Source organism: Achromobacter sp. HZ01 (assembly GCF_003267925.1).
GTDB lineage: Bacteria > Pseudomonadota > Gammaproteobacteria > Burkholderiales > Burkholderiaceae_B > Achromobacter > Achromobacter pulmonis_A.
In genome coordinates this window covers 866,113-888,022 of the sequence record NZ_LWKV01000001.1, presented here as the reverse complement: position 1 = coordinate 888,022, position 21,910 = coordinate 866,113, and the positions used below count along the sequence as shown (strand labels likewise).

Below are 21,910 nucleotides of genomic sequence, written 5' to 3'. Positions count from 1 at the left end.
GCGCAAAGGCAGCGAAAGACGAAACAGACCGGGGATTGAAAACGGACGGAACCCTGGCCCGGTGCGTCGCTGCACTACACGTTGCCCCGCGGGGACATCAACCAACGCCATTGAACGGCGCAGACAGAAACAAACGCAATAGTTTTATTGCAAGACCGGCCAAGAATCTCATCCGAAAAATATCAGATTCTCGGGAGTTATGCAGGAATTTATGTGTGAACCGGGGCGATGACGACATGATCGATGCGCAATGATTACACAATCGACGCGTTTGCCGCTCGATTCATGTTGTTGTCAGGAAAGGCTTTTTTCCGCTTATTGCGGTCTACTTCGCGCAACGTTGCGGCCGCGCAAACGGGCGCGGTCGGTCAGGGTCGATCCGGGTTGACCGGCATCGCGTTCCTGTGTGGAATTGCGCCCACGAAACGTCGGCCCCGCCAGCATCCGAGCCGGGCACGCTTTCACCGGCCGCCGGCCAGAAGCCGGCCGGACCGGAATTCAATAAGATGGAGAAGACTTTGACCCTGCTGTCCCAAGCCAAGGCCGTACTGGCCGCCGCCGTCGCCGGCGTCTGTATCAGTAGCGGCGCGCAAGCCGCCGACGCCTACCCCAACAAGCCCATCCGCCTGATCGTGCCCTTCGCCGCGGGCGGCACCACCGATATCGTGGCCCGCATCGTCGCCGAAGGCCTGACCCGCGAGCTGGGCCAGGCCGTGGTCGTGGAGAACCGCGGCGGCGGCGGCGGCTCGATCGGCGCCGACGCGCTGGCGCGCTCCACCCCGGACGGCTACACGCTGGGCGTGGCCACCGTCAGCACCATGGCCACCAACCCGGCCACCAACCCCAAGAACCCGTACAACCCGCTGAAGGACTTCGTGCCCATCACCAATATGGTGAACGTGCCGAACGTGCTGACGGTGAACCCGTCCGTGCCCGCCAAGAACCTGGCCGAATTCATCGCGCTCCTCAAGGCCAACCCGGGCAAGTACGCCTACGCGTCCTCGGGCGCGGGCGGCATCGGCCACCTGGACGGCGAACTGTTCAAGTCGCTGACCAAGACCGACATGGTGCACGTGCCCTACCGCGGCTCGGGTCCGGCGCTCAACGACGTGATCGCCGGCCAGGTCAACGCCCAGTTCGACAACCTGCCCTCGTCCATGCCCCATATCCAGGCCGGCAAGCTGCGCGCCCTGGCCGTGGCCGCGCCCAAGCGCCTGCCGGCGCTGCCGGACGTGCCGACCTTCACCGAAGGCGGCCTGCCGGAAATGGACAACATGGCCTGGTACGGCCTGGTCGCGCCCGCCGGCACGCCGCAGGCCGTGGTCGACCGCATCCATGACGCCACCGTCAAGGCGCTGAAGGATCCGAAGATCGCGCAGCGCCTGGCCGACGGCGGCTCGCTGGTCGACGGCAACACCCCGGCCGAGTACGCCGCCCAGATCAAGCGCGAGCTCGAACTGCGCCAGCGTATCGCCAAAGAACGCAACATCCAGTCCACGAACTGATCCCCGCCAGTCCGGCTGCCGGCCCCTTGCGCGGGGCCGGCGCTTGACTGCAATCGCCCGGCTGGTAGCATGTGCGTCCGTGCGATCCCGTTATTTCCCCCCTCCCTGTGCCGCATGCGCCATCTGCGCCCTGCGCTCGACCTTGTTGAGCTCGCAGGAAGTCGCCGCGCGTTCCGCCTACGCGCGCTCCAAGCCCGGCTAATCGCCGGCGTTTCCCCCTTCTGAGTCTCATACCGGCCCGCCGCCGGCGGCCTGCGCACAAGCTCGCGCAGCGCATGCCTTGCCGCAGGCCGGCCGACGCCCTGCCGCGTGGCCGGGCGCCGAGCCTCGTCCCGATTTCCGCATGCCCGCCGACGGCCTGCGGACAGGCCACGCACCGACCTACTGCAAGCGTTCCATGCAACTCACCAAGAATTTCGTCAAAGCCAAAAACCCCTGCGCCGGCGGCTACAAATGGTTCCTGCGCGACCACAACGGACAGGGGGACTACCAGGCCGTGCTCGATGCGCTGGTCGCCGACGGACGGGTCGGCGACGCGTGCTGGCTGCTGGACCAGTTCGGCCCCACCGATGCGGTGCTGCGGCTCGACACCCTGGACGCCAACGCCATCGTCTTCGCCGGCACGCTGGAAGTGCGCATGGGCATCAACGTCGACACGGTGGTGCGCGCCGGGCGCAGCATCGTCACCGGCGGCGGCATCCGCGCCGGCGAAACCATCATGGCGGGCGAAAACATCACGGCCGGCGCCAACATCGCCAGCGGCGGCGAGCTGCGCGCCGACGGCGACATCAGCGCCGAATGGGGCATCGAGACCGTGACCCGCCTGGACTGCGGCGGCAACGTGCGCGCCAAATGGGACATCTGCGCCGGCCAGGACCTGGCCGTCACCGGCCATCTTCATGCCGGCCAGGACCTGCAGACGCAAGGCGCCATCAAATGCGGCCAGGGCATCAAGGCCGGCGGCGACGTGCGCGCCGAAAAATCCATCGACGCGGCCTGCGGCATCCAGGCCGGCGGCTCCATTCTGTGCGGCGACCATCTGGCCAGCGGCTGGGGCATGATCGCCGGCGAGGACATCCGCGCCGAGGGCGCGATCCGGGCCGGCGAAGGCGTGCAGGCCGCGGGCTGCATCGAGGCCGGCGCGGGCCACGGCATCTACGCCGGCCTGAGCGTGCGCCTGGACGCCTGGCCGGCCTGCGCCCGGGTCGTGGCGCAGGCCCGTCCGCAACAGCTCGTCAGCGGACACTGGGACGGCTAGCGTCCCGCGCCGGCTGGCGCAGAACCAGCATCAGGCCGAGCAGAATGGCGACCATACCGGCCAGGCTCAGCGCCGACAGCCGGTTGCCCAGGATCAGGTAATCCAGCAGCGCCGTGCCCACCGGCACCAGGTAGAACAGGCTGGTGACGTTGACCAGGTTGCCGGCCTGGATCATGCGGTAGAACAGCAGCGTCGCGGCCACCGAAATCACCAGCCCCATCCAGAGCAGCGGCAGCACGAAGCCGGCCACCCACTCCACCCGCAGCGGCTGGAACGGCGCGAACAGCAGGCACAGCAGCAGACTGACCGCGTACTGCAGCGGCAGCACGTCCATCGGCGCCTGATGCAGGCGCTTCTGCAGGACGGCGCCGGCCGTCATGCAGGCCAGCGCCGCGCATGCGCAGGCCATGCCGGCAACCGAGAAACGCGCCATCGCGATGCCTTGCAGCATCACCATCGCCAGGCCGCAGAACGCCAGCCCCAGCCCGGCCAGGCGCGCCGGCGCATGGCGCCGCTCCAGCAGCGCCAGGGTCAGGATGGGCTGCGCGCCCAGCAGCACCGCCAGCACGCCGGGCGTGATGCCGTTATCCAGCGCCAGCAGATAGAAGATGGTGTAGCCGCCTATCAGCAACAGGCCGGTGGCCGCGGCCCTCAGGCGCGTGCCCGGCTCGGGCAGCCAGCGCCGCCGCCAGGCGCAGATCAGCAGCAGCACGGCCAGGGCCAGCACGAAACGCGCCAGCAGAAAGCCGAAGGCGGACGCATGGAACAGCCCCCAGCGGGCGAAGATCGCGCCGCCGCTCCACAGCAGCACGAACAAGGTGGTGGAGCCGCAAGCGGCCCACGCGGATCGATCGAAAGACATGAGGTTTCTACCTGTCGAAGTCATTGCAGGCTCCGCCCCTGCCCGCACGCGGGCGCAAGCCGGCGCATGGCGGACGTGGCGCGCGTCAGGGCGCCGCGGCTGTCAGGCGGACGGGCTTGGAAAGGGCTGGAGTCGGGTGCGGACGGCGTCAGCCGACGACGGCCGCAAGCGGCGGGCATGCGCCCGCCGGCACGCCGCAAGGCGGCGCGGACGGCGGAGATGCCGAGAGGAATGCCGGCGGCGCAAGCACCACCGCAATGACAGGCGTAAACCGGGAAGAAACCAGTGACCGCACGCGCGCACGCAGGCCGGCCGTGGAGACGGCGGCGGGATGGGCGATGTGCGTGAAATCAGGCATGGGCGTAGCCTAGCGCCGACTGCGCACGGCCGTCAAGCGATCCGGCGCTGTTCCACGCCCATGTCGCGCCAGGCTTCGCCGTGGCAGGTGAACATCAGGATCTGGTGGCGCGTGGCGGCGTCGAACAGCGCGCGCTTCATGAAGTCGCGGCGCGCGTCATCGGTGTGGACCAGCGCGTCGTCCAGCAACAACAGCGTCGGCCGCCCGGCTTCGCGCAGCAGGTCCGCGTAGGCGAAGCGCGCCAGGATGCCGAGCTGTTCGCGCGTGCCGAAGCTGAGCGCGGCCAGCGGGTCTTCGCCGTGCGCGCGGCGCAGCGCCGCGGGCAGCAGGCCATCGTCGAGCCGCAGGTCGGCATCGGGGAACAGCAGCGCCAGATAATGGTTCAGGCGGCGCGCCAGCGGCGCCTGCAGCCGCTGGGTGGCGGCCGCCCGGCGTTCGGTGAGCAGGCCCAGCAGCAGGTCCAGGGCCGCCGCGCGGCGGGCCAGTTCGTCGCGCCGCCGTTCCAGGCGCTCGCAGGACGCCGCCGCTTCGGACAGGCGTTCGCCCAGCCCTTGCGCGCCGGCCTGGTCCAGCTTGCCCTGCAGCTGCAGGATGTCGCCGTGGCGCTTGTGCTGCGCATCGCGCTCGATGGCGGCGGACTTTTCGTAGCGCCGCACGTCCTGCTCCAGCAGTTCGGGCTGATGGCCGGCCAGCGCGGCCTGGGCCTCGCGCACGCGGCGTTCGAGCGCATCGTGGCCGCTGCGCGCCTCGGCCAGCCGGGCGGCGCGGTCCTGGCGCTGGGCGATGCGTTCGGGCGATTCCAGGTCAGCGCCGCGCGCGGCCGCCTGCGCTTCCAGCAGCTGGGCGCGGGCGTGTTCGGCGTCCATCGCGCGCTGCGCGTCGGCCAGCGTCTTCTCGGCCTGAGCCGCGCCAGCCTCGGCTGCGCGCAGCGCCTGCGTGGCCGCCTGCAGGTCGCCGTCGCCGGCCTCGTCCGCGGGCGGCAGCTTGGCCAGCCGCTCCTCCAGCTGGGCGCGGCGCGCCCTGGCTTCCTCGCGCTGGCTGCGCAGCGCGTCCACGCCCTTGGGCGCATGGATGGCGAGCGCGCGGCGCATGCCGTCGAGCTCGCGCAGCAGCGCGCCGTAGCGGGCGTGGCGCTGTTCGGCCTCGGCCAGGGTATCGACGCCCAGGCGCTTGCACCAGGCGGCGCAGGCGGCGACCGCCTCGTCCAGATCGCGCCTGAGCGCGGGCAGATCCTTGCCGCCCGGCTCGATGCGGAAACGGCCCACGCCGGGCAGTTCCAGTTCGGCCGCCTCGGTCAGCAGCACCTCGTCGGCGCCGCTCAGCGCCCGGCCGTCCAGGCGCGCGTCGCGCCCCGGCTCCAGCGCGTAGGACAGGCGCGTGGCGATGGCCTGCCGCTGCAGCTGCAGATTGGCGCGTTCGCGTTCGGCCTTGCGCAAGGCCTCGATATCGGCGTCCGCGATCTCGATCCGCACGCTTTCGGCCTTCAGCGCGGAGCCTTGTTCGATCAGCGCGGCGGCTTCCTTCAGCGCGTGCTCCAGGCGCTCGATCTCGGGGTCGAGCTGGGCCAGCTGACGCTCCAGGTCGCGCCGGTCGGCCACGGCCTGCAAGGCGGCCACGCGCCGGCTCGCGGCCTGCACCGCCTCGGCCTGGTCCTGGCGCTGGCGCCGGGCGCGGGTCAGCGGTTCGAGCGCGGCTTCGGCGCGGCCGCGCGCGGCGCGGGCCTCCCCGGCCAGCGCCTGGTGCGCCGCGGCGTCCTGCTGGTCGCGCTGGACCTGGTCCTGCAGCAGGGCCAGCGTCTGCGCGGCCTGCGCCTGTTCGCGGCGCAGGCCTTCCAGGGCCTCGCGTTCCCGGGCCACGGCGGCCAGCCGGGTGCGCGCTTCGGCGGCCTTGGCCTCGAAGTCTTTCCAGGGTTCGCCGGCGCGGGCGCGCTCGTGCTCGCGGCGCAGCTCGGCCAGGCGATCGACGTCGGCCTCGAGCTGGGCCATGGCCTGCGCGCACTCGTCGCGCTCGGCCGTCGCTCGCGCCAACGCGTCCTCGGCCTCTTTGTAGACGCCCTTGGGGCGGCTGTTGCGCGCGTCCAGCAGCGCGCCGCGCTCGGCGGCCACGCGCTCGTACAGGCGGTCGCCGTCGCCGCCGGCCAGTTCGCCGGACAACTGCGTCAGCGCGTCGCGCAAGTGCGCGCCCGCATGGCCGGCCGCGTCATGCAGGTTCTGGCCTTCGCCCTGCTGGATCCAGAGCAGGCCCGGAATGCCCGCCAGTTCGGGCTTGCTCTGGCCGCGCGCGGCCAGTTCGAAACCCAGCAGCGCGGCCAGCGCGTTCTCGGCCTCTTCGCCTTCGAGCCGGCGCGCGCCGCCGTCGACCAGCAGTTCGCAACGGGCGCGCGACAGGAACTGTTTTTTCAGCACATAGTCGTGGCCGGCGTGCGAGAACGCCAGCTCCACGCCAGGGCGCGCGCCGGACTCGCCGCGCGGCGCCAGGTCGGCGACCTTGCTGGTGCTGTAGCGCTCCAGGAAAGCCGCGCGGATGGCCGCCGCCACCGTGCTCTTGCCGGCCTCGTTCGGCCCCACGAACAGGTTCAGGCCGTCTTCCAGGCCGTCGAGCACCAGCGGCTGGCGGAACTTGCGGAATTCTTCCAGGGCGATGCGCGAGAGCTTCATTTCGCACCTCCCGGCACGGCGCTTTCGCGCTGGAACCTGAGCAGCAGCCGCAAGGCCTCGCCCGCCACCGCCGACTGCGCGGGGTCGGCCTGCAAGGCCTGCAATTGCGCCGCCACCTCGCCCACGTAGCCGCTGGCGCGCAGCTCGGCCAGGTCGGCCTCGTCCGGCTCCAGCTTCAGGCCCGACAGGTCCGGCAGCAAGGCGCGCACCTGCGCCGCCGTCCGGTCCACCGCCTGCTGCAGCGCCTCCCAGGTCTCCATGTTGACGTGCCCCTGCACGTCCAGGCGCAGCACGTCCTGCGCGTCGAGCCCGGCCATGCGCTCGGCCAGCGCCTGCGCGTCGCTGGGCAGGCTCAGCGTCTCCGACCAGGCCGACCAGCGGTAGCGCCCGGTGGCCAGCCGTTCGACGGCCGGCGCCGCGCCCGGGGCCTCGATGCGCACGTCCAGCACGTAGCCGGGCTCGTTGCCGCGAAAGCGGTCCTGCTCGGGCGTGCCGGCATACCAGGTGCGCTCGTCGATGGCGAGGCAGCCATGCCAGTCGCCCAGCGCCAGGTAATCGAGCCGCGCACGGGCGGCGCGGTCGGGCGCGATGGGATTGGTGGCGTCGATGTTGTCCGGCAGCCGTCCCGCCACGCTGCCGTGCGCCAGCCCCACGCGAAAACGCCCCGGCGCGGTCTCCAGGCCGTCGAAGGCCTGGGTCACGTCGTCGTAGGTATGGCGCTGGGTGAGCGGCGCGGCCAGCACCGCGAGATCGATGGCCGGCAGGTCCACCACGCCGATGGCCGGCGGCGCCTGCACGTTGGGCGGAATGCAGCCCAGCTGCCGGGCGCGGCTCCAGACGCTGTCGACCAGCGCCGCGTCGTGGTTGCCGGCGATCATGACCCAGGGTCCGGCATAGGCCGCCATGGCGCCGAACAGCCGGCGTATCGTGCGGTCCGACACGCCCTGCGTATCGAACACGTCGCCCGCCACCAGCACGGCGTCCACTTGGCGTTCGGCGGCCAGCGCGGCGATCCGCGCCACGGCCTCGAAGCGCGCCTCGGCCAGCATGGCGGCGTCATCGGTTTCGAACTGGCCGTATTGCCGCCCGATCTGCCAGTCGGCGGTGTGCAGGAAATGGATCATGCGCGGGATTGTAGGCCGAAGCGGGGTCGGGCCGGCGATGGGTTCCGCGCGTTTGAGATATGAGTCCTTGCTTAAGAACTCTCGCGCTGCACCCATCCTACGATGCGGCAACGCCATGATCGTAGGATGGGTGCAGCGCGAGACTGTCTGGACAAGAACGCAATCAGAAAACGCGCGGAACCCATCGTCCGCAAATCGCCCGTTTCACGCGCCCTTGCTGTCCAGCACCAGCGGCCGCCCGGCGGCGGATTTGCGGTCGTAGCGCGAAATATCCAGCCCGTCCGTGCGGATGGCCGGGCGCTGGCCCATGACCAGGTCGGCCACCAGCTTGCCCGAGCCGCAGGCCATGGTCCAGCCCAGCGTGCCGTGGCCCGTGTTCAGGTACAGGTTGCCGTAGCGGGTCGGGCCGACCACGGGCGTGCTGTCCGGGGTCATGGGGCGCAGGCCGGTCCAGAATTCGGCGCGGGCCACGTCGCCGCTGCCCGGGAACAGGTCGTTGACAACCAGTTCCAGCGTCTTGCGGCGGGCGTCTTTCAGGCGCAGGTCGAAGCCCGACAGCTCGGCCATGCCGCCGACGCGGATGCGCTTGTCGAAGCGGGTGACGGCGATCTTGTAGGTTTCGTCCAGGATGGTGGAGACCGGCGCGGCCGACTCGTCCGTCATGGGGATGGTGAGCGAATAGCCCTTGACCGGATACACCGGCAGGTCCAGGCCCAGCGGCTCCAGGAAGCCGCGCGTGTAGCTGCCGAAGGCGGCGACGTAGCGGTCCGCCGTCAGCACTTCGTTGCCCACGCGCACGCCGGTGATCTGGCCGCCCGCGGTGTTCAGGCCGGCCACGGCCTGGCCGTAGCGGAATTCCACGCCCAGCCCGGCCGCCAGCTCGGCCAGCCGGGTGGTGAACAGCTGGCAGTCGCCGGTCTCGTCGTTGGGCAGGCGCAGGCCGCCGGCCAGCTTGTCGATGGAGCGGGCCAGCGCCGGCTCGGCCGTCGACAGGCGGTTGCGGTCCAGCAGTTCGTAGGGCACGCCCACTTCTTCGAGCACGGAGATATCGCGGCGCGCGGCTTCGAGCTGCGCCTCGGTGCGGAACAGCTGCAGCGTGCCGCGCGTGCGCTCTTCATAATGGATGCCGGTGGAGGCGCGCAGTTCGCGCAGGCAGTCGCGGCTGTACTCGGACAGGCGCAGCATGCGTTCCTTGTTGACGGCGTAACGCTCGGCCGAACAGTTGGCCAGCATGGCGGCCATCCATTTGAGCTGGAACAGGCTGCCGTCCAGGCGGATGGCCAGCGGCGCGTGTTTCTGGAACAGCCATTTGACGGCTTTCAGCGGGATGCCGGGCGCGGCCCAGGGCGTGGAATAGCCCGGCGACACCTGGCCGGCGTTGGCGTAGCTGGTCTCCAGTGCGGCCGCGGGCTGGCGGTCCAGCACCGTCACTTTGGCGCCCTGGCGGGCCAGGTAGTACGCGGTCGTGGTGCCGATGACGCCGCTGCCGAGGACGATCACATGCATGATTCTTTCCGATGTTTGGTTTTATGCAGGAATTTCGGTAGTCTATGACCCTCGTCACAGTGAAAGACACTGAAAAATCCGTTTTGGCAGTGGTTTTTCCCGCCCAATACCCGTTTTCCGATCGCCCGTAGTGAAATGCGCGACCTCGACCGTATCGACCTGAAAATCCTGGATATCCTGCAGCGCGAAGGCCGGATTTCGGTCACCGAACTGGCCGACCGGGTGAACCTGTCGGCCACGCCCTGCTCGGACCGCATCAAGCGGATGGAGCGCGACGGCGTCATCACGGGTTACCATGCGCGCGTCAATCCGGCGGCGCTGGGCAAGAACCTGCTGGTGTTCCTCGAAATCAAGCTCTCGGCCAAGTCGGGCGACGTGTTCGACAAGGTCAAGAACGAGCTGCTGTACGTTCCCGAGGTCATGGAGTGCCACCTGGTTTCGGGCGACTTCGACTACCTGGTCAAGGCGCGCCTGACCGAAATGAACGAGTACCGCCGTCTCCTGGGCGAAATCCTCAAGCGCCTGCCGGCTTCGGCCGAGTCGCACAGCTATGTGGTGATGGAGGAAATCAAGGAAACGCTGTACCTGCCGGTGGACCGCTAGGCGCGCGGCGCGTTCTTCGCGGTTTGTTACCGGATGGGACCGCGCCGGCTGCTATGCTGGCGGCCCCCGGATCGCGCCTCAGCGCACCGACCCCATTTTTACTCCGCCTATGACTCGACTCTACAAGTATTTCTTCCGCGGCCTGATCACCGTGCTGCCGCTGGCGTTGACGCTGTATCTGCTCTATATCTTCCTGGCCTGGACCGAAGCGGTGGCGCTGACCTTCCTGCGCCCGTTCATCGGCGGCTTCTACGTGCCCGGCATGGGCCTGGCGCTGGGCATCCTGGGCATTCTGGCGATCGGCTACCTAGTCTCCAAGGAGCGCGTGCAGCGCGTGCTGGTGCTGCTGGAAATGCCGTTCACCAACCTGCCGGTGGTCAAGAGCATTTATTCGTCGCTCAAGAGCTTCGCCGACTATTTCTCGCCCAGCTCCAAGAACACCGCCCAGCAGGTGGTGGTGCTGCGCGTGCCCGGCCAGCAGCTGGAGCTGGTGGGCCTGGTGACCCGCCGCAGCATGGAAGGCCTGCCCGAAGGCTTCACGCAGGAAAACCGCGTGGCGGTCTACCTGCCGATGGGGTACATGATCGGCGGCTACACCGTGTTCGTGCCGCAGGAATGGGTGCAGCCGATCGACATGTCGGTCGAGGAAGCCATGCGCTCGTCGCTGATCGCCTGGATGGCGCGCGCCGAAACCAATAACCGCCCGGCCGCGCCGGTCGCCCCCCAGCCTCCCGGCGACGCGCCGCGCAGCCAGGCCTGAGCCAGGACCTTCCATGCCCATCATCGAATTCACGCTGGCGCCAGGCTGCCCCTATATCGAAGTCAACCAATTGCTCAAGGCCACCGGCGTCTGCGACAGCGGCGGCGCGGGCAAGATGCTGGTGGCCGACGGCCTGGTCCAGGTCGGCGGCGTGCCGGAAACGCGCAAGACCGCCAAGATCCGCGCCGGCCAGATCGTGACCTGCGGCGATGCGCGCATCGTGGTGCGTGCCGCCGAGGCCGGCGACGAGCCGGCCTGATCCTCTTTTCCACCGCCCCACCGCGAGCCGCCATGAAATTCAAGATGTCCCAGAACTCCATCTTCGCCGTCCTGCTGCGCTCGCCGTGGTGGATGAGCGCGGGGGTGGCCGTGCTGCTGTCGGCGGGAGGCTTCGCCGCCCTGCCGCTGGAGTACGCGGCGATGGGCGTGTTCGCGGCGATCCCGTTCGTGGTGATCGCCATCATGGCGGCCTACAAGCAGATGCGCGCCCCGTCGGACGCGCGCGTGCAGGCCGTGACGCAGGCCGCGGCCGCCATGTCCTGGGCGGAGTTCGCGCGCACCGTGGAGGCGGGCTTCCAGCGCGACGGCTGCGAGGTGCAGCGCCTGCAGGCCGCCGGCGCCGACTTCGCGCTCAGCAAGGACGGCCACGTGGCCATCGTCAGCGCCCGGCGCTGGAAGGCGGCCCGCGTCGGCGTCGAGCCGCTGCGCGAGCTGCAGGCGGCGCGCGAGCAGCGCGGCGCGCGCGAAGCCATCTATATCGCCCTGGGCGACGTTTCGGAAAACGCGCAGCAATACGCGCGCGCGCAAGGCGTGTCGCTGATGGCCGCGCCGGAACTGACCCGGCTGCTGCGCGACCTGAAAACCTGAGGCCGGGATGCGCCGATGAGCTACCGCCTGCTTGCCGACCTGGTGCTCATCGTCCATGCGCTGTTCGTGGCCTTCGTCGCCTTCGGCGGCCTGCTGGCGCTATGGAAACCCCGGATCGCCTGGCTGCACCTGCCGGCGCTGGCCTGGGGCGCGCTGGTCGTGGGCATGGGCTGGATCTGCCCGCTCACCCCGCTGGAGGTCTCGCTGCGGCGCCAGGCCGGCCAGGAGGGCTATGAAGGCGGCTTCATCGAACACTACCTGCTGGGCCTGATCTACCCCGCGGACATCGGCCGCGGTTCGCAGATCGCCCTGGCCGTGCTGCTGCTGGCCGGCAACGCCATCGTCTATGCCTTGTGGGCCCGGCGCCGCCGGCGCTGAACGCCGCGCTACAGATTGCGCGCGATGACCAGCCGCTGGATGTCGCTGGTGCCTTCGTAGATCTGGCAGACGCGCACGTCGCGGTAGATGCGCTCGACCGGGAAATCCTTCAGGTAGCCGTAGCCGCCCAGGGTCTGGATGGCCGCCGAACACACACGCTCGGCCATCTCGGAGGCGAACAGCTTGGCCATCGAGGCCTCGGTCAGCGCGGGCCGGCCGGCGGCGCGCAGGGCCGCGGCGTGCAGCACCATCTGGCGCGCGGCGTGGATCTGCGTGGCCATGTCGGCCAGCCGGAACGACACCGCCTGGTGTTCGAAGATGGGCTTGCCGAAGGCCTGCCGGTCGCGGGCGTAGTCGCGCGCGCATTCGAAGGCCGCGCGCGCCATGCCGACCGACTGCGAGGCGATGCCGATGCGCCCGCCTTCCAGGTTGGACAGCGCGATCTTGTAGCCCTCGCCCTCCTCGCCCAGGCGGCAGGACGCCGGGATGCGCAGGTCTTCGAAAGCGATCTGGCAGGTGTCGGAGGCGTGCTGGCCGAGCTTGTCCTCGACCCGCAGGACCTTGTAGCCCGGGGTGTCGGTGGGCACGATGAACGCGGAGATGCCGCGCTTGCCGGCTTCGGGGTCGGTCACCGCGAACACGATCACGGTCTGGCCGTTGCGCCCCGAGGTGATGAACTGCTTGCCGCCGTTGAGCACGTAGCCGTCGCCGTCGCGGCGCGCGCGGGTCTGCAGGCTGCTGGCGTCGGAACCTGCCTGCGGCTCGGTCAGCGCGAAGGCGCCGATGTGCTCGCCGCGCGCCAGTGGCCGCAGGAAGCGTTCCTTCTGCTCGTCGGTGCCGAATTTCAGGATGGGCATGCAGGCCACCGAGTTGTGCACGCTCATGATGGTGGAGCAGGCGCCGTTGCCGGCGGCGATTTCTTCCAGCGCGACCGCGTACGACACGTAGCCGCTGTCGTTGCCGTCCCATTCCTCCGGCACCAGCATGCCGAAGAATCCGAGCTGCGCCATTTCGGCGATGGCGTCGGCGGGATAGCGATGGTCGCGGTCCCAGCGTTCGGCGTTGGGCGCCAGGCGCTCCTGCGCGAAGCGGCGCGCCATGTCCTGGATGCTGAGCTGTTCTTCGGTCAAAAGCATGTTTGTCTCCTGAGTGCGCCGTCCGGCCTGCGGGGTCGCGGCCCGGCTCTGCGCGCGCGTCGCGGCCCGTCATGGGGACCGCGCCGACTGCGAGAATACACCGCCGCGTCAGGCGCGCGGCGCGTCCTGTTCGGCGCGCTGGCGCGCCGGGCCCATGGCGCGGCTCAGGTTGTAGGCGGTGTTGACCAGGCCGATGTGCGAGAAGCCCTGCGGGAAGTTGCCGATCAGGCGCCGGCGCACCACGTCGTATTCCTCGGACAGCAGGCCCAGGTCGTTGCGCAGGGACAGCAGCCGCTCGAACAGGCGCTCGGCGTCGTCGAGCCGGCCCAGCATCACGTAGGCGTCGGCCAGCCAGAAGCTGCAGGCCAGGAATACGCCCTCCTCGCCCTGCAGCCCGTCGTCGGTGAGGTCGGTGGAATAGCGCCGCAGCAGGCCGTCGCGCAGCAGCCCGCGCTCGATGGCCTGCACCGTGCCGGCCACGCGCGGGTCCTCGGCGGGCAGAAAGCCCACCTGCGGGATCAGCAGCAGGCTGGCGTCCAGCGCGGTCGAGCCGTAGCTCTGCACGAAGCAGCCGCGCGCGCGGTCGTAGCCGTTTTCGCAGATGTCGGCGCGGATCTGGTCGCGCAGGCGGCGCCAGGCCGCGACCGGGCCTTTCAGGCCGAAGCGTTCGCAGCCCTTGACCGCGCGGTCGAAGGCCACCCAGCACATCAGCCGCGAATGCGTGAAGGCGCGGCGCTCGCCGCGCACCTCCCAGATGCCGTGGTCCAGCTCCGTCCAGCGCCGCGCCAGCGGCTCCAGCAGCACCTTCTGCAGCCGCCAGGCCTCGGCCAGCGGCGCGAGGTCGGCCGCGCGCGCGGCGTACAGGGTTTCGATCAGCTCGCCGTAGACGTCGAACTGGCTCTGGCCGGCCGCGTCGTTGCCGATGCGCACCGGCAGGCTGGAGGCATAGCCGGGCAGCCAGGGAATCTCCAGTTCCGGCAGCCAGCGTCCGCCGGCGATGCCGTACATGATCTGCAGCTGGTCGGGGTGCCCGGCCACGGCGCGCAGCAGCCATTGGCGCCAGGCCTCGGCCTCTTCGCGGTAGCCGGCGTTGAGCAGCGCGTACAGCGTGAGCGCCGAGTCGCGCAGCCAGCAATGGCGGTAGTCCCAGTTGCGCGCGCCGCCCAGCGTCTCGGGCAGCGAGGTGGTGGGCGCGGCGATGATGCCGCCGGTGGGCTGGAAGGTCAGCAGCTTGAGCGTGATCAGCGAACGCACCACCGCGTCGCGGCGTTCGTCGGCCGGCCCTTCCCAGTGGCAGCGCTTGGCCCATTCCTGCCACCAGGATATGGTGCGGTCCATGCTTTCAACGCGGTCGGGCACGAAGTGCGGCGTGCGGTGCGAGCGGTGGTAGGACAGCGTGAACGGCACCACCCGCCCCTGGTGCACGCTGAAGCGCGCGGTGGTCTTGAGGTCGTGCCCTTCCATCTCCACGGGCGTGTGCAGTTCGACCGCGTCCGGTCCGGCGATGGCGCTCAGGCCGTAGTCGCGCCGCCGCACCCAGGGCACGGCCTGGCCGTAGTTGAAGCGCAGCACCAGGTCCATATCCATCAGCACGTGGCCGGAATCGCCGCGCACCACGCGCACCAGGTCCACGCGCTCGTCGTCTTCGCTCAACGGCATGAAGTCGTACATCGTCGCCACGCCCGAGGCGGTCTCGAAACGCGTTTCCAGCACGGCGGTGTCGGGCACGTAGCGGCGCGAGACGACGGCGCGCTGGCCATGCGGGGCGATGCGCCAGCGCCCGTGGCGCGCGTCGCCCAGCAGCGCGGCGAAACAGGCCGGCGAGTCGAAATGCGGCAGGCAGAGCCAGTCGATGGAGCCGTCGCGCGCCACCAGCGCGGCAGACAGCATGTTGCCGATGAGCCCGTAGTCTTCCAGCGGCTTGGACATACGCGGTCAGCCCGCGCCGCGGAATTCGGGATACAGCGTCATCCCGCCGTCGACGAACAGGGTCGTGCCGGTCACGTAGTCGGACGCGTCGCCGGCCAGCCAGACGGCGGCCCGCGCCACGTCCTCCGGCTCGCCGATGCGGCCGTACGGAATCAGCTTGAGCAGCCTGGCCAGGCTTTCGGGGCTGTCCCAGGCCGGCCGGTTGATGGCGGTGCGTATCGCCCCGGGCGCGATCGAATTGACGCGGATGCGGGCCGGCGCCAGTTCCTGGGCCAGCGACTTCATCAGCATCGACAGCCCGCCCTTGGACGCCGCGTAATTGACCTGGAAGGCCCAGGGGATGAGCTCGTGGACCGAACTGATGAAGAGGATGTTGCCGCGCGACAGGCCTTTGCGCGCCGGGTCGGCCGGCTGGGATTCGTAGGCCCGGGCCGCGGCGCGGGCGCACAGGAAATGGCCGGTGAGGTTCACGTCGATGACGCGCTTCCAGTCGGCCAGCGTCATGTCGGCGACGGGCGCGGGATGCTCGATGCCGGCGTTGTTGACCAGGATGTCGACGCGGCCGTAGTGGTGCACGGCCTGCTCGAACAGATGCTCGACCTCGGCCTCGCGGCTGATGTCGGCGGCCGCGGCCACGGCCTGGCCGCCCAGGCGCTGCACGGCTTCGACCACGGCGGCCGCGCGCGCCTGCGAGTCGCCGCCCGCGCGGTGATTGACCACCACCCGCGCGCCCGCTTGCGCCAGCGCGATGGCGGTGGCCCGCCCGATGCCCGACGACGCGCCGGTCACCAGCGCGACGCGGTCCTGCAAGTCCGATCCCTGTCGCATGCCGTCTCCTTCAGGAACGGTCAGGTTAGTACCGCCCGCCGGGGCGGTACAAGCCGGATGCGCAACAGGGTTTTACACGGCTACCGGACCTTGCCCTCCTTCCAGGCGGCCAGCAGCTTCTCGTACGGAATGGTCTCGCCCTTGGGCTTCTCGTTGTCGAGCTTCTTCCAGGGCGCGTGCTGGTCGGACAGCCACTTGGACGGATTGCTCTTGGCATTGAGCTTGGGCGCGCACTGCGCCATCCCCGCCCGCTCCAGACGCGCCATGACCTGGTCCATTTCGTTGGCCAGGTTGTCCATGGCGGCCTGCGGCGTCTTCTCGCCGGTGACCGCGGTGGCCACGTTCTTCCACCACAGCTGCGCCAGCTTGGGGTAGTCGGGCACGTTGTTGCCGGTGGGCGTCCAGGCCACGCGCGCCGGGCTGCGGTAGAACTCGATCAGCCCGCCGTAGTTGGCCGCGTTCTTGGTGAAGAACTCGCTGTTGATGTCGCTGTCGCGGATGAAGGTCAGGCCGGTGATGGACTTCTTGAGCGAGACCGACTTGGACGTGACGAACTGCGCGTAGAGCCAGGCGCCGGCCAGCCGGTCGGGGTTGGTGGATTTGAAGAAGGTCCACGAGCCCACGTCCTGGTAGCCGTTCTGCATGCCGTCCTTCCAGTACGGGCCGTAGGGCGACGGCGCCATGCGCCATTTCGGCGTGCCGTCGTCGTTGACCACCGGCAGGCCCTTCTTGGTCATGTCGGCGGTGAACGCCGTGTACCAGAAGATCTGCTGCGCGATCTGCCCCTGGGCCGGCACCGGGCCGGATTCGGAGAAGGTCATGCCCATGGCCTGCTGCGGGGCGTACTTCTTCATCCAGTCCACGTACTTGGTCAGCGCGTAGACGGCGGCCGGGCTGTTGGTGGCGCCGCCGCGCGCCACCGAGGCGCCCACCGGCGTGCACTTGTCGTCGGCCACGCGGATGCCCCACTCGTCGACCGGCATGCCGTTGGGCAGCCCCTTGTCGGCGGCGCCCGCCATGGACAGCCACGCGTCGGTGAAGCGCCATCCCAGCGACGGGTCTTTCTTGCCGTAGTCCATGTGGCCATAGACCTTCTTGCCGTCGAGCTCCTTGACGTCGTTGGAGAAGAAGTCGGCGATGTCCTCGTAGGCGGACCAGTTGGTGGGCACGCCCAGCTCGTAGCCGTACTTGGCCTTGAACTTGTCTTTCAGGTCCTGGCGCGCGAACCAGTCGGCGCGGAACCAGTAGACGTTGGCGAACTGCTGGTCGGGCAGCTGGTAGAGCTTGCCGTCCGGGGCCGTGGTGAACTTGGTGCCGATGAAGTCCTTGAGGTCCAGGCCGGGGTTGGTCCATTCCTTGCCCGCGCCGGCCATGTAGTCCGACAGCGGCAGGATGGCGCCGTAGCGGTAGTGGGTGCCGATCAGGTCCGAATCCGAGATCCAGCCGTCGTAGATGGACTTGCCGGACTGCATCGAAGTCTGCAGCTTCTCGACCACGTCGCCTTCCTGGATCAGGTCGTGGTTGACCTTGATGCCGGTGATCTCGGTGAAGGCCTTGGCCAGCGTCTTGGACTCGTACTCATGCGTGGTGATGGTCTCGGACACCACGTTGATCTCGGTGACGCCCTTGGCCTTCAGCTTGGCGGCGGCGTCGATGAACCACTTCATCTCGGCCATCTGCTGGTCCTTGGACAGCGATGAGGGCTGGAACTCCGAATCGACCCATTTCCTGGCTTCCGGCTCTCCGGCCCACGCCCCCGACGTCCCGATCAGGGCGATGGCGGCCGCCATGGCGTGCATGCGCAATTTCATGACCTGTCTCCTCGATAAGTCTTCCCCGATGTACGCTGCGGACGCTGGCCCGGGAAGACGATGGCCGATAGTCCTTTACCTGCATAACGCAGGGGTCTGCGCCCCCGTTTCAGCCCTTTTTCATGATGAGCGCCAACAACAGCATCGATACCGCGAACCCGATCCAGACCGAGGGCGGTTCGTCCAGCGACAGCCATTCGGCCGCCTTCTCGCCCAGACCCACGAAGGCCAGGTTGACCCAGGCCGCGGCCATCAGGCCGATGAACAGACGGTCGCCGCGGGTGGTGCGCAGGGGCAGGAACCCCTTGCGCTCGACCGTGGGCGATTTCAGTTCCCATATCGTCATGCCCGCCAGCATCAGGCCGACGCAGGCGAAGAACACGGCGACGGGAACGGTCCATACCATCCAGCTGAACATGAGTCGTCCTCCGGGTTGCCCGCGCTACACGCGGCCCATCGCGAAGCCCTTCGCGATGTAGTGCCGCACGAACCAGATCACGATGCCGCCGGGCACGATGGTCAGCACCCCGGCGGCGGCCAGCACGCCCCAGTCCATGCCCGAGGCGGACACGGTGCGGGTCATGGTGGCCACGATGGGCTTGGCGTTGACCGAGGTGAGCGTGCGCGCCAGCAGCAATTCGACCCAGCTGAACATGAAGCAGAAAAACGCCGCCACGCCCACGCCGGACTTGATCAATGGCAGAAAGATTGTCAGGAAAAAGCGCGGGAAGGAATAGCCGTCGACATAGGCGGTTTCATCGATCTCTCGCGGCACGCCGGACATGAAGCCCTCCAGGATCCACACCGCCAGCGGCACGTTGAACACCAGGTGCGCCAGCGCCACCGCCAGGTGGGTGTCCATCAGCCCGAACGAGCTGTAGAGCTGGAAGAACGGCAGCAGGAACACCGCCGGCGGCGTCATGCGGTTGGTCAGCAGCCAGAAGAACACGTGCTTGTCGCCGATGAAGCGGTAGCGCGAGAACGCATAGGCCGCCGGCAGCGCCACCGACAGCGAGATCACGGTGTTGATGACCACGTAGATCAGCGAGTTGATGTAGCCGGAATACCAGGCCGGATCGGTGAAGATGGTGCGGTAGTGCTCCAGGGTGAAATCCTCGGGCCAGAACGTCAGCGTGCTCAGGATTTCGGTATTGGTCTTGAACGACATGTTCAGCATCCAGTACAGCGGCAGGATGGCGAACACGAGATACAGCGCCAGGAATACGCCGCGCCACCAGCTCTTGTTCTCACGCATGGGTGCGCTCCTCGTCGAAACCGCCGGTGGTGCCGGCGCGCTGCATCCAGTTGTAGAGGATGAAGCACAGCAGCAGGATGATCAGGAAATAGATGATGGAGAACGCGGCGGCCGGCCCCAGGTCGAACTGGCCCACGGCCTTCTGCGTCAGGTACTGCGACAGGAAGGTGGTGGCGTTGCCCGGCCCGCCTCCGGTCAGCACGAAAGGCTCGGTGTAGATCATGAAGCTGTCCATGAAACGCAGCAGCACCGCGATCATGAGCACGCCGCGCAGCTTGGGCAGCTGGATGTAGCGGAACACCGCCAGGCGCGAGGCCCCGTCGATGCGCGCGGCCTGGTAGTAGGCGTCGGGAATCGCGCGCAGGCCCGCATAGCACAGCAGCGCCACCAGCGGCGTCCAGTGCCAGACGTCCATGACCAGCACGGTGACCCAGGCGTCCACGTCGTTGCCGGTGTAGTTGTAGTCCACGCCCAGCCATGACAGCGTCGCGCCCAGCAGCCCGATATCGGTGCGGCCGAACACCTGCCAGATGGTGCCCACCACGTTCCACGGAATCAGCAGCGACAGCGCGATGATGACCAGCACCGCCGAGGCGCGCCAGCCGGTCGCCGGCATGGACAGCGCCAGCAGGATCCCCAGCGGGATCTCGATGGCCAGCACCGCCAGCGAAAAGCCGATCTGGCGCAGCAGCGCGCCGTGCAGCTCTTCGTCCTGCAGCACGGCGGCGTACCACTCGGTGCCGACGAACACGCGGCGCTCGGGCGAAATGATGTCCTGCACCGAATAGTTGACGATGGTCATCAGCGGCAGGATGGCGGAGAACGCCACGCACAGCACCACGGGCAGCACCAGCAGCCAGGCCCGGTGATCTATGGGTTTCATCGGATCAGCTCCTCGTCGCGGTAGAAGCAGGTGTGCGGGTTGAGCACCCCCAGCCAGGCCGTGTCCCCGGCCGCCGGGATGGCGCCGCCGTTCAGGCGCGCGCGCACCGCGACGCCCTCGTAGTCGGCCACCAGCAGCGTGTAGGTGCCCACGTCCTGCACGCGCTCGACGCGCATGGGCACGGCGCCCGGCGCCTCGGGCTCGGCCAGGCGCAGGTATTCCGGGCGCACGCCCAGCTTGACCGGGCCGGCGCCGGCCAGCGCCGCCGCCGTGGCCTCGGGCACGCCGGCCACCCGCCGGCTGCCGACCTCCAGCGCGCCGTCGCGCCATTGCGCGGGCAGGAAATTCATGCCGGGCGAGCCGATGAAATGGCCCACGAAGGTATGCGCCGGGCGCAGGAACAGATCGTCGGCGGTGCCCACCTGCACGGCGCGTCCGCGCGCCATCACCATGACCTGGTCGGCGAAGGTCAGCGCCTCGGTCTGGTCGTGGGTCACGTAGATCAGGGTCAGCTTGAACTCGCGGTGGATTTCCTTGAGCTTGCGGCGCAGCTCCCACTTGAGCTGCGGATCGATCACGGTCAGCGGCTCGTCGAACAGGATGGCCGACACGTCGCTGCGCACCAGCCCGCGGCCCAGCGAGATCTTCTGCTTGGCGTCGGCGGTCAGGCCGCTGGCGCGGCGGTCCAGCACCGCGGACATGTCCAGCATCTCGGCGATGCGCCCCACCCGCTCGCGCACGCGTTCGGCCGGCATGCCGCGGTTGCGCAGCGGAAACGCCAGGTTCTCGGCCACGGTCATGGTGTCGTAGACCACCGGAAACTGGAAGACCTGGGCGATGTTGCGCGCCTGCGGCGTGCGGCCGGTGACGTCCTGGCCGTCGAACAGAATGCGCCCGTGCGAGGGCCGCAGCAGCCCCGAGACGCAGTTCAGCAGCGTGGTCTTGCCGCAGCCGGACGGCCCCAGCAAGGCGTAGGCGCCGCCGTCCTGGAAGGTGAACTTCAGCGGCAGCAGCGCGTAATCGTCATCCGTCCTGGGGTCCGCGACGTAGGAATGGGAGAGGTCCAGCTCGATCTGCGCCATCAGGCCGCCTCCCCCGCGCCGGCCGGCTGGCGCGGCGCGGCCAGCAAGGCGCCGTCGGCGCCGAAGGCATAGGTCTGGGCGGGGTCGAAGTAAAGCTGCACCGGCTGCTCCAGCGTGTAGCGGTGCACGCCGGGCAGTTGCGCCACCACGTCGCCGGCCGCGGTCTCGGCGTGCACGAACGTGTCGGAGCCGGAAATCTCGGCCAGCTTCACCACGCCCGGCAGGCGGATGTGCCCGGGGCGCGGCTCCACGTCCAGCGCGCCGGCGCGCAGGCCGGCGGTGAGTTCGCCGGCGGCTTCCGGGGGCAGCGCGCGCGCCACTTCCATCTCGCCTTGCAGGGTGAAGCCCGACGCCGTGCGGCGCGCCGGGAACAGGTTCATGGGGGGATCGCTGAAGGCGCGCGCCACCCGCAGGGAATTGGGCCGGTGGAAGACGTCGACGGTCGGCCCGTATTGCAGCAGCTCGCCGGCGTCCAGCACCGCGGTGTGGCCGCCCAGCAACAGGGCCTCGCCCGGTTCGGTGGTGGCGTAGACGACGGTGGAACGGCCTTCGGCGAACAATTCCGACAGTTCGTCGCGCAATTCCTCGCGCAACTTGTAGTCCAGGTTGACCAGCGGCTCGTCCAGCAGGATCAGTGGCGCGTCCTTGGCCAGCGCGCGCGCCAGCGCCACGCGCTGCTGCTGCCCGCCCGACAGTTCCGACGGGTAGCGTTCCAGCAGGTGGTCGATGTGCAGGCGGGCCGCCATGGCGCGGACCTTGGCGCCGATGTCGCCGGCGCCGCGCAGCTTGAGCGGCGAGGCGATGTTGTCGTAGACCGACATGGACGGGTAGTTGATGAACTGCTGGTACACCATGGCGACGTTGCGCTGGCGCACCGGCACGCCGGTGACGTCGGCGCCGTCGGCCAGCACGCGGCCCTCGGTGGGCCGGTCCAGCCCGGCCATGATGCGCATCAGCGTAGTCTTGCCCGCCAGGGTCGCCCCCAGCAGCACCGTCATTGCCCCCTCGACCGGCGCGAGGCTCATGGGATACAGGTGGGTCTGCGAGCCCGCCCGCAAACTTACCCTGTCCAGGTTCAGCTGCATCTGATCTCCTCTACCTACTAATA

General features: G+C 69.2%; 21 protein-coding genes. 7 read left to right on the top strand and 14 right to left on the bottom strand.

All coding sequences use genetic code 11. The features are described 5' to 3' along the window. Nucleotides 1-506 precede the first annotated feature (506 nt). Together A6B37_RS04255 and A6B37_RS04250 are read left to right on the top strand one after the other, a co-directional pair. Nucleotides 507-1,505, top strand: a complete 999-nt coding sequence (locus A6B37_RS04255; RefSeq protein WP_111825006.1) for a tripartite tricarboxylate transporter substrate binding protein BugE — start codon at nt 507-509, stop codon at nt 1,503-1,505. Nucleotides 1,506-1,902: 397 nt separating this feature from the next. Next, the gene (locus A6B37_RS04250) at nt 1,903-2,763 is read left to right on the top strand and encodes a hypothetical protein (RefSeq protein WP_111825005.1); all 861 of its coding nucleotides are present in this window, start codon (nt 1,903-1,905) and stop codon (nt 2,761-2,763) included. Here A6B37_RS04250 and A6B37_RS04245 read toward each other — a convergent pair. The 5 genes from A6B37_RS04245 to A6B37_RS04230 form a co-directional block, all read right to left on the bottom strand. Further along, nucleotides 2,741-3,625 carry a DMT family transporter gene (locus tag A6B37_RS04245; RefSeq protein WP_111825004.1) on the bottom strand — a complete coding sequence of 295 codons (885 nt, stop codon included), beginning with the start codon at nt 3,623-3,625 and terminating at the stop codon, nt 2,741-2,743. The two genes, A6B37_RS04250 and A6B37_RS04245, sit on opposite strands and share 23 nt — an antisense overlap. Before the next feature lie 148 nt (nt 3,626-3,773). Next, entirely contained in the window at nt 3,774-3,983 is a 210-nt protein-coding gene (locus tag A6B37_RS25940) for a hypothetical protein (RefSeq protein WP_146747995.1), read from the bottom strand. Nucleotides 3,984-4,015: 32 nt separating this feature from the next. Further along, complete coding sequence (locus tag A6B37_RS04240) at nt 4,016-6,640, bottom strand: AAA family ATPase (protein WP_111825003.1); 2,625 nt, start codon at nt 6,638-6,640, stop codon at nt 4,016-4,018. After that, nucleotides 6,637-7,764: a DNA repair exonuclease gene (locus tag A6B37_RS04235; protein WP_111825002.1), complete on the bottom strand. Its 1,128-nt coding sequence runs from the start codon at nt 7,762-7,764 to the stop codon at nt 6,637-6,639. The genes A6B37_RS04240 and A6B37_RS04235 overlap by 4 nt, the downstream gene beginning before the upstream one ends. A gap of 204 nt (nt 7,765-7,968) precedes the next feature. After that, complete coding sequence (locus A6B37_RS04230) at nt 7,969-9,270, bottom strand: D-amino acid dehydrogenase (protein ID WP_102771403.1); 1,302 nt, start codon at nt 9,268-9,270, stop codon at nt 7,969-7,971. Between the two features lie 135 nt (nt 9,271-9,405). Between A6B37_RS04230 and A6B37_RS04225 the strand changes: the two genes are divergently transcribed. From A6B37_RS04225 to A6B37_RS04205, 5 genes are all read left to right on the top strand, one after another. After that, on the top strand, nt 9,406-9,873 hold the full coding sequence (locus A6B37_RS04225; RefSeq protein WP_102771404.1) for a winged helix-turn-helix transcriptional regulator: 468 nt from the start codon (nt 9,406-9,408) through the stop codon (nt 9,871-9,873). Nucleotides 9,874-9,982: 109 nt separating this feature from the next. Further along, nucleotides 9,983-10,633 carry a DUF502 domain-containing protein gene (locus A6B37_RS04220; RefSeq protein ID WP_102771405.1) on the top strand — a complete coding sequence of 217 codons (651 nt, stop codon included), beginning with the start codon at nt 9,983-9,985 and terminating at the stop codon, nt 10,631-10,633. Nucleotides 10,634-10,646: 13 nt separating this feature from the next. Continuing rightward, nucleotides 10,647-10,892 carry an RNA-binding S4 domain-containing protein gene (locus tag A6B37_RS04215; RefSeq protein WP_111825001.1) on the top strand — a complete coding sequence of 82 codons (246 nt, stop codon included), beginning with the start codon at nt 10,647-10,649 and terminating at the stop codon, nt 10,890-10,892. Between the two features lie 32 nt (nt 10,893-10,924). Further along, the gene (locus A6B37_RS04210; RefSeq protein WP_111825000.1) at nt 10,925-11,500 is read left to right on the top strand and encodes a restriction endonuclease; all 576 of its coding nucleotides are present in this window, start codon (nt 10,925-10,927) and stop codon (nt 11,498-11,500) included. Between the two features lie 15 nt (nt 11,501-11,515). Beyond that, nucleotides 11,516-11,878, top strand: coding sequence for a DUF2784 domain-containing protein (locus A6B37_RS04205; RefSeq protein ID WP_111824999.1), 363 nt, complete (start codon nt 11,516-11,518; stop codon nt 11,876-11,878). 8 nt (nt 11,879-11,886) lie between these two features. Here the strand turns inward: A6B37_RS04205 and A6B37_RS04200 are convergent, their stop codons facing one another. The 9 genes from A6B37_RS04200 to A6B37_RS04160 all read right to left on the bottom strand — a co-directional run bounded on the left by A6B37_RS04200 (nt 11,887) and on the right by A6B37_RS04160 (nt 21,887). Continuing rightward, entirely contained in the window at nt 11,887-13,014 is a 1,128-nt protein-coding gene (locus tag A6B37_RS04200; protein WP_111824998.1) for an acyl-CoA dehydrogenase family protein, read from the bottom strand. 108 nt (nt 13,015-13,122) lie between these two features. Continuing rightward, complete coding sequence (locus A6B37_RS04195; RefSeq protein ID WP_111824997.1) at nt 13,123-14,943, bottom strand: glycoside hydrolase family 15 protein; 1,821 nt, start codon at nt 14,941-14,943, stop codon at nt 13,123-13,125. Nucleotides 14,944-14,949: 6 nt separating this feature from the next. Then, nucleotides 14,950-15,771 carry a glucose 1-dehydrogenase gene (locus tag A6B37_RS04190; protein WP_111824996.1) on the bottom strand — a complete coding sequence of 274 codons (822 nt, stop codon included), beginning with the start codon at nt 15,769-15,771 and terminating at the stop codon, nt 14,950-14,952. A gap of 80 nt (nt 15,772-15,851) precedes the next feature. Further along, the gene (locus A6B37_RS04185) at nt 15,852-17,582 is read right to left on the bottom strand and encodes an ABC transporter substrate-binding protein (RefSeq protein WP_102771412.1); all 1,731 of its coding nucleotides are present in this window, start codon (nt 17,580-17,582) and stop codon (nt 15,852-15,854) included. Between the two features lie 109 nt (nt 17,583-17,691). Beyond that, the gene (locus A6B37_RS04180) at nt 17,692-18,000 is read right to left on the bottom strand and encodes a DUF2160 domain-containing protein (protein WP_102771413.1); all 309 of its coding nucleotides are present in this window, start codon (nt 17,998-18,000) and stop codon (nt 17,692-17,694) included. 24 nt (nt 18,001-18,024) lie between these two features. Further along, nucleotides 18,025-18,837, bottom strand: coding sequence for a carbohydrate ABC transporter permease (locus tag A6B37_RS04175; protein WP_111824995.1), 813 nt, complete (start codon nt 18,835-18,837; stop codon nt 18,025-18,027). Further along, complete coding sequence (locus tag A6B37_RS04170; protein ID WP_102771415.1) at nt 18,830-19,720, bottom strand: sugar ABC transporter permease; 891 nt, start codon at nt 19,718-19,720, stop codon at nt 18,830-18,832. Before A6B37_RS04170 ends, A6B37_RS04175 begins: the two co-directional genes overlap by 8 nt. After that, nucleotides 19,717-20,802, bottom strand: a complete 1,086-nt coding sequence (locus tag A6B37_RS04165; RefSeq protein ID WP_111824994.1) for an ABC transporter ATP-binding protein — start codon at nt 20,800-20,802, stop codon at nt 19,717-19,719. Before A6B37_RS04165 ends, A6B37_RS04170 begins: the two co-directional genes overlap by 4 nt. Further along, nucleotides 20,802-21,887 (bottom strand): ABC transporter ATP-binding protein, encoded by a 1,086-nt coding sequence (locus A6B37_RS04160; RefSeq protein WP_111824993.1) that lies wholly within the window; start codon nt 21,885-21,887, stop codon nt 20,802-20,804. Before A6B37_RS04160 ends, A6B37_RS04165 begins: the two co-directional genes overlap by 1 nt. Nucleotides 21,888-21,910 lie beyond the last annotated feature (23 nt).